The organism is Pseudomonas sp. Irchel s3a12, assembly GCF_900187485.1.
Classification (GTDB): domain Bacteria; phylum Pseudomonadota; class Gammaproteobacteria; order Pseudomonadales; family Pseudomonadaceae; genus Aquipseudomonas; species Aquipseudomonas neuropathica.
In genome coordinates this window covers 40,191-53,070 of sequence record NZ_FYDN01000011.1, presented here as the reverse complement: position 1 = coordinate 53,070, position 12,880 = coordinate 40,191, and the positions used below count along the sequence as shown (strand labels likewise).

The window sequence follows — 12,880 nt, the reverse complement described above, 5'->3', positions numbered from 1 at the left end:
CCCTCATCAGTCACCGTCGTTGGCGTTGAAGCCCAGTTGGATGCCCAGCGCCTTGGCCAGTTCGCCTTCGTGCAGGCGATGGACGACGTTGAGGCTGTCGTAGATGTCGTTCAGTTGCTGACGACCGGCGTCGTCTTCGAGCATTTCGCCGAGCGAACGCTGAGTGCTGTCGAACAGTTTCAGCGAAGCGGCGTAGGCAGCGTCGATCTTGTCCGCCAGTGGCTTCTGCTCAGCCGGCAACAGACCGCGCAGGCCTTTGTTGTCGACACCTTCCCAGACGGTTTTGGCAGCGGCGAGGCTGGCTTCCAGTGCGGTCAGCGAGGACTGGCTGCGCCAGGCATCGGCCTGGAACGGTTGAGGCACGCCTTTGCTCTGGCGGCCCATTGGCGTGCCGAGTTTTTTCTTCAGAGTGTCCAGTGCAGTGACTTGCACACGCAGCAGATCGGCGATCGCTTCGTGGGAGTCGGCATAGCGCTGGTTGGGGAACTTGGTCATCTGCGCGAGCATGCCGTCAGTGTTGTTCCAGCCCTGCAGAATCTCTTCGGCCAGTTGCTTCTGTCGTTCGCCAATGGCGATCAGCAGTGGGCAGTACTTGGCTTTCTGCTCGGCGTTGGCCACGTCAGGCTTGGCGTCGAACAGGATGTACTCGTACGCCGACAGACCTTGAACGACTACGCTCGATTTGGCCAGGGCGGCGGCGTCGATCTGCGGCTGCGCGACGACCAATTGCTCGACCTGACGGCCGACGAGGTTCTTCTTGTCCGGCCAGAACTGTACTTGCCACGAACGGTTGCCCTCGGCCAACGGGCCGATCAGCAGCGGTTGCAGCTCGGCCCAGGCTTTCTGCGCGTGCAGGAAATCGGCGCGGGCGGTTTCCAGGGTTTCCTTGCCCTGGCAGTAGGCGAGGGCGCTGACCGCCAGTTGCTTGTCGGCCTCGACCCAACGAGTGTAGGTCGGCAGGATCACTGATTTGGCGATGGCCGCCGACGTGACCGCTTGCGGATCCTGCGGCGAGCAGGCACCGAGGGCGAGCGCGGCAAGGCTGGTGAACAGTAGCTTGGGACGGAACATGTCGGGCTCCCGATTCTTTTCAGTGTTTAAAGTGAGTTCAAAAACGCCAGCAGCGCGGCACGCTGCTCGGCATTGAAAGACAAAACCTGTTGCTGCGCGGCTTGCGCTTCGCCGCCATGCCAAAGCACCGCTTCGAGCAGATCGCGCGCGCGACCGTCATGCAAAAACTGTGTGTGGCCGCTGACGGCTTGCGTCAGGCCGATCCCCCACAACGGCGGCGTGCGCCAGTCGCGGCCAGAGGCCTGGAATTCCGTACGGTTGTCGGCCAAGCCGTCGCCCATGTCATGCAGCAACAGATCGCTGTACGGACGAATCACCTGATTGGCCAATTCAGGTTCGGCTGCGTTGGCGACGGTGGTGTATTTCGGCGTGTGGCACGAATCGCAACCGGCCTGGAAAAACAGGTTCTTGCCGGCCAGCACTTGTTCATCGTTGACGCCACGCCGCGCGGGTACGGCGAGGTTACGGCTGTAGAACAGCACCAGACGCAGGATGTTGTCGCTGACTTCCGGCTCGCCGTCCGGGCCATTGCCGTTCGGTGCCTGTTTGCAGGCAGTTTGCGCGTCGGTGCAGTCATCAAAGGGTCTCAAACTCGTCGTAAGACCCATATCACCGGAAAACGCGTGAACATTTTGTTGATTGAGGTTCGGTTGCCCGGCTTTCCAGCCGAATCTGCCCATGACGGTCTTCTGCAACGCATCATCCCAGACCTGATTGGGACGGCCATTGATGCCTTTGTTGTCTTTGGCTTGCGCGGTGGCGTTGGCCAGAATCGCTTCTTCGGGGATCGCTTCGAGCAGGCCCAGACCAATCATCGGCGGGGCAACGCGGGCCGAGAAACGCGTGTCCGGGTGCATCGGGCCGTAGCCCAGTTGGGTGATCTGCAACACTGGCTTGCGCAACTCGACTTCGGTGCCGTCCTTGAAACGCAGGGGCACAGGCGTGTAGTCGACGCGCACTTTGCCTTCGGGGGCTACGCCGGGCACGGCCATGTCCTGGAACTGGCCGCCGTAGACCGGCTCCGGCACTACGCCGACCTGCTCAATGAGCTTGGCGAATTGCGGCGCATCAGGGATCGACAGGCGCACCAGCATCGATACCGCGTTGGCGGCATCCGGCGTTGGCGGATGGCCGCGACCGTCCTTGATGTGGCAGTTCTGGCAGGCGTTAGTGTTGAACAGCGGGCCGAGACCATCGCGCGCAGTGGTGGTCGACGGTGCGATCACCCATGGGCTGCGGAAGAAACTGTTGCCGACACTGAAATCCACCCGCCGCGACGGTGGCAGATTCGCCGAAGGCAGGGAGAATGCGTTCTGATCGGTCTTGCGCACGGTCGCTGCACCGCCCGAACGTGCTTCACCCGGCTCAGCCTTGGTGAAACGCGGGGCGTCATCGCACGCACTCAGGCCCAGGGCCAGCAACAGTGCGGACAAGCGAAGAGGCAGCGAGGGCATCAGACATCCTGCGGACGGGCGAAAATAAAGGCGCAAAGTCTAACAGGGCGAAGGAGTTTGAATAAGAGGAATTATCGTTTGCTTGATACAACGCGAATCTGAAGGCCTATGCAAAACCGCTGTAGGAGCTGCCGAAGGCTGCGATCTTTTGATCTGTCTTTTTAGAAGCAAAGTCAAAAGATCGCAGCCTTCGGCAGCTCCTACAGTGAGCCGTGTACGGCAGGTATGAAAAAGGCGACCCGAAGGTCGCCTTTTTTTGACGCAGACGCAGTTGATCAGAACTCGTGATCAGCGTTGTCCGGGTTCAGGTCGCTGATGCCCAGTTTGCCGGCCGCGGCTTCGATCGAACCGGTCTGCTTGACCAGCGATGCGATCGCGTCGCGAACGATCTGGTTGCCAGCGGTGTTGCCGGCAGCGATCAACTGGTCGTAGTGCTCACCCTTGTTGGCGTGATCGACCATGACCTGGATCTTGGCTTCAGTGGCGGCCAGATCGGCTTTCAGTGCGGTGTCGGCAGCCGGGTCGGCCTTGGCCACCAGCGACGACAGGCTGGCGCCGGTCATTTTGGTGCCGTCAACACGGGTGTACTCGCCCAGGTAGACGTTACGAATGCCTTTGGCATCGTAGAAGTGCGAGTTGTGGGTGTTGTCGCTGAAGCAATCCTGCTCGTCTTCAGGGGAGTTGGCTTCCAGGGAAACCTTCATGCGCTCGCCGGCCAGTTCGCCCAGGGACAGGCTGCCCATGCCGAAGAGCATTTTGCGCAGACCGGTTTCGCCCGGCTCGGCTTCCAGGGTGGCGCGGTAGTTGTCAGCCACGTTCGGCTTCCAGTTGCCGACCATTTCTTCCAGGTCGCTGACCAGCAGTTGGGTCACGGACTTCAGGTAAGCACGACGACGATCGTTGTGACCGCCAGTGGCGCCGGCGCCTTCCAGGTAGTCGGAGGCCGGACGGTTGCCAGCGCCTGGGCCGGTGCCGTTGAGGTCTTGGCCCCAGAGCAGGAATTCGATCGCGTGGTAGCCGGTGGCGACGTTGGCTTCGGAACCGCCCAGCTCGTTGAGGCTGGCGAGTTTTTCCGGGGTGATGTCTTTGACGTCGACCTTGTCTTCGCCGACCTGAACTTCGGTGTTGGCGATGATGTTGGCGGTGGCGCCCGGGTTACCCAAAGCGTGCTCGTAGGATTTGTCGACGTAGTCGATCAGACCCTCGTCCAGAGGCCAGGCGTTAACCTGACCTTCCCAATCGTCGATGATGGTGTTGCCGAAGCGGAACACTTCGCTCTGCAGGTACGGAACGCGCGCGGCGACCCAGGCAGCCTTGGCGGCTTTCAGGGTGTCGGCGTTCGGCTTGGCGAGGAAGGCGTCAACGGCGGTTTGCAGGGTTTTCGCGGTGGATTCGGCGTCGCTGTAAACGGCGAAGACCATGTCGGCGTAGTGCGCGACCACAGCCTTGGCGGCGGCTTCGTCGACTTTACCGGCAGTGGCAGGCGCCGCCGCAGGTGCGGTGGTGCTGGCGGCTGGGGTCGGTGCGGCCGGAGCGGCGGCCTTGTCTTTGCCTTCGCCGCAACCGGCGAGGGAAATAGCGATGGCCAGCAGACTGGCGGTAGCCAGAGGCATACGAATCATGGCGAACATCCTGCTTCGATAGTTGAGTGGACTCGCGCTGGGGGTGCGCAAAACTGCGACATAATGCAAATCTTTCGCATTATGTGTAAAGGGTTGTGGCTGGAAATATTTCTTATTTACGCAGATCAAAAGATCGCAGCCTGCGGCAGCTCCTACAGTGGGAACGCATTCCAAATGTAGGAGCTGCCGCAGGCTGCGATCTTTTGATCTTCTAGAGAATGGCCGCGTTACTGCGTTGCGCCTGTTTGAGATAGGCGCCCAGTTCCCGGGCCGGCAGCGGTTTGCTGTAGTGGTAACCCTGACCTTCGTGGCAGCCTTCGGAGATGATGTAGCTTTCCTGTTCGGCGGTTTCCACGCCCTCGGCAATCACCTGCATGCCCAGGCTCTTGCCCAGTTGAATGATCGCGCGAACGATGGTCGCATCGTCGTCGTCATCGAGCAGGTCCTGAACGAAGCTCTTGTCGATCTTGATCTTGTCCAGCGGCAGGCTTTTCAGATAGCTCAGGGATGAATAGCCGGTGCCGAAGTCATCGATGGCGATCAATGCGCCAGAGCGGCGCAGGCTGAGCAAGTGCTGGGCGGCGGTGCTGATGTCTTCCATCAGGCCGGTTTCGGTGACTTCCAGTTCCAGACTGCGCGGTGGCAGGCGGTACATCTGCAGCAGGTTGTTGACCACTCGCGGTAGCTCGGCGTGGTGCAACTGAACCGTCGACAGGTTGACCGCCATGCGCAAGTCGACGAAGCCCTGATCGTGCCATTCGCGCAATTGCTTGCAGGCCTGATCCAGCACCCATTCGCCGATGGCGATGATCGTGCCGTTCTGCTCAGCCAGCGGAATGAACAGGTCCGGCGGCACCAGACCGTGTTCCGGATGCTGCCAGCGAATCAGCGCTTCGACGCCGACCACGCGGTGATCGCGATAGCTGATCTGCGGCTGATAGACGAGGTAGAACTGATCACGCAACAGCGCATCGCGCAGGTCTTTTTCCAGTTCGCGACGGCGGCGCATCTCGCTGTCGACGCTGGCGATATAGAACTGATAACGGTTGCGCGAGCGGGTCTTGGCCAGGGTCATGGTCTGCTCGGCCTTCTGCAACAGCTTCTCGGTGCTGTCGCCGTCCTCCGGGAACAGGGTGATGCCAATGGTCGCGCGCAGGCGGATTTCCTGATGGTCGAGGGCGAACGGCGCCTCCAGATCATCAAGGATGCTTTGCGCCAGTTCGGCCGCTTCGTAAGGTTGCTCGATATCCGCTTGTACCAGTGCGAACTGGTCGCCGCCGAGACGGGCGAGGGCGCCGAGGCGACCGCTGTGGGCGCGCAGACGATCGGCCAGGGCCAGCAACAATTGGTCGCCGGTCTGGTAGCTGAATTGCTCGTTGATACCTTTGAAATCATCCAGCCCCACGCACAACACCGCGACCCGGCGTTGCAGCTTGCCGGCGTCGACCAGAATCTTGTCCAGTTGCTGCTGGAGTTGCTGGCGATTCGGCAGGCCGGTGAGGAAGTCGTACTGGGCCATGCGCAGCAGACTGTTTTCCGCTTCATGGCGCAGATGAGTGTTGCGTTCGATCGACTCGAGCAACTGATTGGCGGTGTTGATCCAGATCCCCAGCTCGTTTTTTTCGTGGCCCTTGATCTGCGGAATCTTGTGTTCGCTGGGGCGATCGGGGTTGATCTCGGTGAGGTGTTCGATGATCCGCGACAACGGCTTGGTCAGCAGCCAGTGATAGACCAGATACAACACCAGGCCCATCGCCAGTGCGCGCAACACCCCGGAAATAAAGATGATCACCGAACTGACGATAAAGCCCTCGCCATAGGTGGCGGTGTCGAGGGTGATGCTCAGGTCACCGTAGTACTCGCTGTACGGACCACGCCCTACCAGTTGCGTGGTGAAGGTGCGTTCCTGGCCGAGAATCAGGTCGGTCAGCCAGCGGCTGTTGGACTGCTGCAATTCGCGGGATTTCTGCGCGAGCATGGCTTCGTTGGGATGGCCGATAGAGGCCTGACGCACGGCATCGTCCTGGAACAGGCCTTCGATCACCTGCATGCCCATTTCCCGGTCGAGGCTGTAAACCGCCTGGGTCGAGGGATCGCGGAACATGTCGAGGATGCGTTCGGCGTCGCCGGCAACGGCCTGGCGGGTTTTGTAAGCATCGAAAACGATCTGTGCGCAGCTCAAGACTACGCCGACGATCAATGCCGACAGGAGCACGACCCGGAGCAACTTCACCGACAAGCTGTTCTTGAGTTCCAGCTTCAAAGGGTTATTCCTTGTTCCGTGCGGGTAGCGTCAAGTTGCCATGAGTATTGGCAATCCCGAGTTGGCAGTCAAAGGGACAATCAGGCCGGGGATGATTTGCCCGTGGTCTCGTCCGAAATGCTGCTGTCTGGAGTATTAGCCCTAATTTGTACTATGTCGGTAGTTTCGCCCCTCAACTTGAGCGGTTCGCAGCATTTTTTCCTCTTTTTGATGTTAGCCCGCAGTGGCACGGCAGCAAGCGGCCTGAGGCTGCATTTTCTGTTTGATCGTTCCCACGCTCCGCGTGGGAATGCCTCCAGGGACGCTCTGCGTCCAGTGACGCGGAGCGTCACGGGCTGCATGCCCACGCGGAGCGTGGGAACGATCATCGTACGGGGTCTATCCGGGCATAAAAAAACCCGGCAAAAGCCGGGTTTTTTGACTGGCGCGCAGCTTAAGCGGTGAAGGTTTTGCCTTCGAACTGCTCAGCAACGAACTTCCAGTTGACCAGGTTCCAGAACGCTTCGACATACTTCGGACGAACGTTGCGGTAGTCGATGTAGTAAGCGTGTTCCCAGACGTCGCAAGTCAGCAGCGGGGTGTCGCCGCTGGTCAGCGGGTTGCCGGCGCCGATGGTGCTGGCCAGAGCCAGGGAACCGTCAGCCTTTTTCACCAGCCAGCCCCAGCCGGAACCGAAGGTGCCGATCGAGGTTTTGCTGAACTCTTCCTTGAACTTGTCGAACGAACCGAAAGCAGCGTTGATGGCTTCAGCCAGCGCGCCGGTTGGTTGACCGCCGGCGTTTGGCGCCAGGCAGTTCCAGTAGAAAGTGTGGTTCCAGACCTGAGCGGCGTTGTTGAAGATACCGCCCGAGGAAGTCTTGACGATTTCTTCCAGGGTCTTGCCTTCGAACTCGGTGCCTGGCACCAGGTTGTTCAGGTTCACGACATAGGTGTTGTGGTGCTTGTCGTGGTGGTATTCCAGGGTTTCCTTGGAAATGTGCGGCTGCAGGGCATCGTGTGCGTAAGGCAGCGGCGGCAATTCGAAAGCCATGATGATTCTCCTAATCAGGTCTGTTGCGGTGAGCGCAAGGCCGATCACGGGCGGCCAGAAATGCACCGGCGAGTTTTTACTCTTTGCGGCGCAGGGTTTCGATCATAGCACCGGGGTTGCGCCATAACCACGCAACAACTGTGTGGGATAGAGGTTCAAGGGGATGCCCTCACTAAATGACGGATCGCGTTGGAACAGTGATCGTGCCAAGCAAGGCGCGGGACGAAGAGGATGCTTTTTGCCTCTTCGAGTCCTGCAACGCCGCTTGGCACGATCACAGCTCCAACCCGAAGGGCCGCCGCCCCGTAAGGCGCAATCCGTCGTTGTTCGTCGCTCATTTGGCCCGCCAAACCACGCTCCTCACGCCTAGTCTTGCGCTTTACGGGGCAGCGGCGCGACCGTCATTTAGTGAGGGCATCCCCTTAGCTGTTTGGAATAAATCAGCTGGCGAAAATTAATTGCCCAGCCACGGTAAACATCATCAGCGCCACCACCAGATCGAGAATCCGCCAGGTACTCGGACGTGCCAGATATGGCGCCAACCACGCAGCACCCAGTGCCAACGTGAAAAACCACAGCAACGAAGCACTCGCAGCACCGACCACATAAGCGCCGGGCACCGATTGCTGCGCGCCGAGCGAGCCGATCAGCAACACCGTATCCAGGTAAACGTGCGGATTGAGCAGCGTCACCGCCAAAGCGCTGAGCATCACCGCCCGCAGGGAGCGCACGGTCTGGCTCTCGCCCTGACCCAGGCTCTGTTTCGAACAGGCCCGGCGCAACGCCTGACTGCCGTACCAGATCAAGAATGTCGCGCCACCCCAACGGGCAATCGCCAGCAGTGTCGGGTTCTGCGCCAGAATTGTTGCCAGCCCGAACACCCCGGCCGCGACCAGCAGCGCATCGCAGACCACGCACAGTGCTGCCACCGGCAGGTGATGCTCACGACGCAAGCTCTGCGCCAATACAAATGCGTTCTGCGTGCCGATCGCCATGATCAGCCCGAACGCCACCAGCAGGCCGTTCACATAGCTTTGCCACATAACAATTACTCCGCGTTGGCTGCGAGATCGCGCAGCACTTGCATGGCGCGTTCGGCGTCGGCCTGGCCGACGAACAAATGGTCGTGGTAATAGCCGGCAATCACGTTGCAACTGATCCCGGCCTTGCCCAGTGCCGTGGCGAATGCGGCGGTGAGGCCCACGGCTTCCAGCGCCGAGTGCACGTTGAGGGTGATCCACGCGGCGACGTAGTCGAAACTGAAACCGGCCTGTTCAGCTTGGTAGCGTTCGAGAATCACGGTCAGGCCTTCCTGTTCGCGGAAGCTGCCGACGATCTCCAGATCCCTCGGTAACATGCCATCGGGCAGGGTGCAGAATACGTATTCGCCGGCGTTCAATTGCGGGCTCATGCTGCGCAACAAGGTTGTGAGTGAGGTTTCGCCAGCCATTGCAGTGATCCTTGATAAAGAGTGCTTGCTGGCTATTCTCCGGGCGAAACCTGTATAAGAAAAACCAATAGTGCTGATCGCTCATTAGGAAAACTGATGTTCGACTACAAATTGCTTTCTGCTCTGGCCGCCGTGGTCGAGCAGGCCGGATTCGAACGGGCCGCGCAAGTGATGGGTTTGTCGCAATCGGCGATTTCGCAGCGGATCAAACTGCTCGAAGCGCGGGTCGGCCAGCCGGTGTTGATTCGCGGCACGCCACCGTCGCCGACCGAGATAGGCCGGCGTCTGCTCAACCATGTGCAGCAGGTGCGTCTGCTTGAGCGTGACCTGCAAACCCTTGTGCCCGCGCTGGACGAGGAGGGTTTGCCGGAACGTTTGCGCATCGCTCTTAATGCCGACAGCCTCGCCACGTGGTGGGCCGAAGCGGTGGGAGATTTTTGCGCCGAACAACATTTGCTGCTCGATCTGATTGTCGAAGACCAGACCGTCGGCCTCAAACGCATGCGCGCCGGTGAAGTGGCCGCATGCCTCTGCGCCAGTGAACGGCCGGTGGCCGGCGCACGCAGTGTGTTGCTCGGGGCGATGCGTTATCGCGCGCTGGCCAGCCCGGCATTTATCGAGCGACATTTCCCCGACGGCGTGCGCGCCGAGCAACTGCCACGCACCCCGGCGCTGGTGTTCGGCCCGGACGACTTCCTCCAGCATCGCTACCTCGCCTCGTTGGGCGTCGATGGCGGATTCGAACACCATTTATGTCCGTCCTCGGAAGGTTTTATCCGCCTGATCGAAGCCGGACTGGGCTGGGGCCTGGTGCCGGAACTGCAAGTGCGCGATCAATTGCAACGCGGGTTATTGCGTGAACTGCTGCCAGATAAACCGATCGACGTGCCGTTGTACTGGCATCATTGGCGCAATGGCGGTCAACTGCTGGGCTTGCTGACCGAGCAATTGCTGCGTTCTTCGGCGCAATGGCTGGTGCCGTTGGACTGACGGCCAGCGTCAAGACACACGAATCAGGCAAAACGAAAGACATCGGAGCTTTACATGAAAATTCTGGTCACCGGCGCAAGCGGCTTCATTGGCGGACGCTTTGCGCGTTTCGCCCTGGAGCAGGGCCTGGACGTGCGGGTCAACGGTCGCCGGGCCGAGAGCGTCGAACATCTGGTGCGCCGTGGCGCCGAGTTTGTCCCCGGCGACCTGACCGATCCCGATCTGGTCCGCGAGTTGTGTTCCGACGTTGAAGCCGTGGTGCATTGCGCGGGCGCCGTCGGGCTGTGGGGCCGCTATCAGGACTTTCATCAAGGAAACGTGCAGGTCACCGAAAACGTTGTCGAAGCCTGTCTGAAACAGCGCGTCCGCCGTTTGGTGCATCTGTCGTCGCCATCGATCTATTTCGATGGCCGTGATCATTTCAACCTGACCGAAGAGCAAGTGCCCAAGCGGTTCAAGCATCACTACGCCGCGACCAAATATATGGCTGAGCAAAAGGTTTTCGGTGCGCAGGAGTTCGGCCTGGAAACCATCGCCCTGCGCCCGCGTTTCGTCACCGGCGCCGGCGACATGAGCATCTTCCCGCGCCTGCTTAATATGCAGCGCAAGGGCCGCTTGGCGATCATCGGCAATGGCCTGAACAAAGTCGATTTCACCAGCGTGCAGAACCTCAACGAAGCGATGCTCAGCAGTTTGCTGGCCGCCGGTTCCGCACTGGGCAAGGCCTACAACATCAGCAACGGCGCGCCGGTGCCGCTTTGGGATGTGGTCAATTACGTGATGCGCAAAATGGAAGTGCCGCAGGTCACCAAGTACCGTTCGTATGGTCTGGCCTACAGCGTCGCGGCGCTCAACGAGGGCGCTTGCAAACTCTGGCCGGGGCGCCCGGAGCCAACCCTGTCGCGCCTGGGCATGCAGGTGATGAAAAAAAATTTCACCCTCGACATCAGCCGCGCCCGGCATTATCTCGACTACGATCCGAAAGTCAGCCTGTGGTCGGCGCTGGATGAGTTCTGCGGCTGGTGGAAAGCTCAGGACATCCGTTGAAACGATTCGGCCGGGCGGCAATGAACCGTGTAGCCGCTTGGGGGTCAATCCCTGCGGCTGCGGCGGTTATACTTCGCAGCATTTAGCCATCACCGCGTTTCACAAAGGTTGCCTCAATGTCCATGCGTAATGATGCCCACGACGATTTCGATGATGTCCCGAGCCTGCGGGCCGACACCTTCGACGACGATGACATTCCGACCACCGCTCGCACCTCCGTGCACTCGCGCACGCCGCCCGTGGTCAAGGTCAAGGCGGCCAGCACCGGCCCGTTGTGGGCGTTGGTCGGCGCATTGTTTTTCGCCTTCGTCGGTCTGGCTTGGTGGAGTTTCCAGCAAATCTCGTTGATGGAGCAGCAACTGGTTGCGACTCAGGAAAGCTTCGCGCGCATCAGTGAAGAAGCGGCGGGGCGCTTGCAGGACATTTCCGGCAAGGTCGTGGCCAGCCAGTCCAACGTCACCAGCGACAGCGAAGCCCTCAAGCTGCAGATCAAACAGCTTGAAGGCAAGCTGCTCGATCAGAGCAAACAGCAGCAAGGCGTCGCGGGGCAGGCCAGTGATCTGGACAAACGACTGGCACAGATGACCGCGCAGACCACTGAACAGCAGAATGCCAATACCCAGTTGCAGGCGCAGGTCAAAGCCTTGACTGCGGAACTGGCGACGGTGAAAAGCACACCGGCCGACACCAGCAAGGTCGATGCTCAGTTGAAGGCCTTTGACGCGCAGTTCAAAAGCCTCGGCGCCGACATCGCGGCGTTGAAGAAGCAGGGCAACCCGAGCGCGGCGATCGATCGCCTCGAACAGGAAATCGTCGTCCTCAAAAGCGAGCAGGACAACCGCCCGGCAGCCCCGCAAGGCGGCAATACCGCCGAGTTCGACGCCTTCCGCGGGCAGATGACCCGCAACATCAATACGTTGCAGGCGCAAATCCAGAATCTGCAGCAGCAGATCAACGCCCGCCCATAAGCTTTGTTGATCAGTGCAGGGGATTCTGTAATCCCCTGCATCATTCTGAATACTCGTACATCACCCCAAGCCGTCTACGCTCTTGAAACACCAACAAGAACGAGGGATGCGCTATGGGGTTTTTGCATAAAGTGGCCTGGCTCGGCGTGATATTACTGGCCGGTTTCGGCCAGGCCAGCGCCGCCACGACCGCCAAGGATGACAGTCAGGCCGCCATCGCCTTGCTGGAAAAAGCCCTGGCCTATTACCACGACAATGGCGACAAGGCGTTCGCCGCGTTCAGCCGTCAGGGCGAGTTCGTCGACAAGGATCGCTACGTGTTCGTGGTCGACACTAAAGGCGTGATGCTCGCCAGCGGCGGGCCTTCATCAGCGTTGATCGGTCGTGACGTCAGTGAAGTCCTCGGCCCGGATTTGCAGAAAACCTTCAAGGACGCGTTGAAAGTGCCGGAAGGCAACGGCATCCAGCAGGCAGAGTATCGTTGGCAGAACTGGTCGGACGGCAAGGTCGAGCGTAAGCATGTGTTTTATCAACGCATCGGCGAGCGGATTCTGGCGGTGGGTTACTACTTGCCGCGAGCGTCGGCCGAGCAGGCCAAGGCGTTGCTCGACAAAGCGGCGACTGATTTGGGCAAAGACGAGAAGGGCACGCTGACCGCGATCAATTCGCTCAAGGGCGGCTACTTGCAGGATGACTTGTACGTGTTCGTCGTTGATCTGAATACCCAGCGTTATGTCGCCCACGGCACCAATCTGCGCTTGATCAATACCGACTTCGGCAAGGTCAAGGATCCGGAAGGCAAACCGGTGGGCGAGCCGATTCTGGCGCTGATCGGCAAGCAGGATGAGGGTGAATATGAATACCGCTGGAAGAACCCGGTGACCGGCAAGGTTGAGGATAAACATGCTTACCTGAAGAAGGCCGGGCACTTCCTTGTCGCCGTGGGTTACTACAGCCCTTGAAGGATGATCGTTCCCACGCTCCG

At 60.0% G+C, this 12,880-nt stretch carries 11 protein-coding genes; 4 read left to right on the top strand and 7 right to left on the bottom strand.

The annotated features are described in order from the left end of the window. Window positions 1–6 precede the first annotated feature (6 nt). From CKW14_RS19075 to CKW14_RS19045, 7 genes are all read right to left on the bottom strand, one after another. A complete protein-coding gene (locus tag CKW14_RS19075) occupies window positions 7–1,071 on the bottom strand; it encodes an imelysin family protein (RefSeq protein WP_038366849.1) in 1,065 nt (354 codons plus the stop codon). A 26-nt stretch (window positions 1,072–1,097) separates the two neighbouring features. Next, window positions 1,098–2,525, bottom strand: coding sequence for a di-heme oxidoredictase family protein (locus CKW14_RS19070; RefSeq protein ID WP_095125864.1), 1,428 nt, complete (start codon window positions 2,523–2,525; stop codon window positions 1,098–1,100). 275 nt (window positions 2,526–2,800) lie between these two features. Then, window positions 2,801–4,147 (bottom strand): imelysin family protein, encoded by a 1,347-nt coding sequence (locus CKW14_RS19065; RefSeq protein WP_095125863.1) that lies wholly within the window; start codon window positions 4,145–4,147, stop codon window positions 2,801–2,803. 211 nt (window positions 4,148–4,358) lie between these two features. Then, complete coding sequence (locus CKW14_RS19060) at window positions 4,359–6,410, bottom strand: bifunctional diguanylate cyclase/phosphodiesterase (protein WP_095125862.1); 2,052 nt, start codon at window positions 6,408–6,410, stop codon at window positions 4,359–4,361. A 433-nt stretch (window positions 6,411–6,843) separates the two neighbouring features. Beyond that, the gene (locus CKW14_RS19055) at window positions 6,844–7,440 is read right to left on the bottom strand and encodes a superoxide dismutase (protein WP_007918933.1); all 597 of its coding nucleotides are present in this window, start codon (window positions 7,438–7,440) and stop codon (window positions 6,844–6,846) included. Between the two features lie 440 nt (window positions 7,441–7,880). Beyond that, entirely contained in the window at window positions 7,881–8,483 is a 603-nt protein-coding gene (locus tag CKW14_RS19050) for a LysE/ArgO family amino acid transporter (protein ID WP_095048266.1), read from the bottom strand. A gap of 5 nt (window positions 8,484–8,488) precedes the next feature. Then, window positions 8,489–8,890 (bottom strand): ACT domain-containing protein, encoded by a 402-nt coding sequence (locus CKW14_RS19045; RefSeq protein ID WP_095125861.1) that lies wholly within the window; start codon window positions 8,888–8,890, stop codon window positions 8,489–8,491. A 96-nt stretch (window positions 8,891–8,986) separates the two neighbouring features. On the opposite strand from CKW14_RS19045, the gene CKW14_RS19040 reads away from it, so the two are divergent. The 4 genes from CKW14_RS19040 to CKW14_RS19025 all read left to right on the top strand — a co-directional run bounded on the left by CKW14_RS19040 (window position 8,987) and on the right by CKW14_RS19025 (window position 12,857). Next, window positions 8,987–9,880 carry a LysR family transcriptional regulator ArgP gene (locus CKW14_RS19040; RefSeq protein ID WP_095125860.1) on the top strand — a complete coding sequence of 298 codons (894 nt, stop codon included), beginning with the start codon at window positions 8,987–8,989 and terminating at the stop codon, window positions 9,878–9,880. 54 nt (window positions 9,881–9,934) lie between these two features. Further along, window positions 9,935–10,927: an NAD(P)-dependent oxidoreductase gene (locus CKW14_RS19035; RefSeq protein WP_095048263.1), complete on the top strand. Its 993-nt coding sequence runs from the start codon at window positions 9,935–9,937 to the stop codon at window positions 10,925–10,927. Window positions 10,928–11,043: 116 nt separating this feature from the next. Next, window positions 11,044–11,895: an ATPase gene (locus CKW14_RS19030; protein WP_095048262.1), complete on the top strand. Its 852-nt coding sequence runs from the start codon at window positions 11,044–11,046 to the stop codon at window positions 11,893–11,895. Between the two features lie 113 nt (window positions 11,896–12,008). Next, window positions 12,009–12,857 carry a cache domain-containing protein gene (locus CKW14_RS19025; protein ID WP_095048261.1) on the top strand — a complete coding sequence of 283 codons (849 nt, stop codon included), beginning with the start codon at window positions 12,009–12,011 and terminating at the stop codon, window positions 12,855–12,857. Window positions 12,858–12,880: the final 23 nt, after the last annotated feature.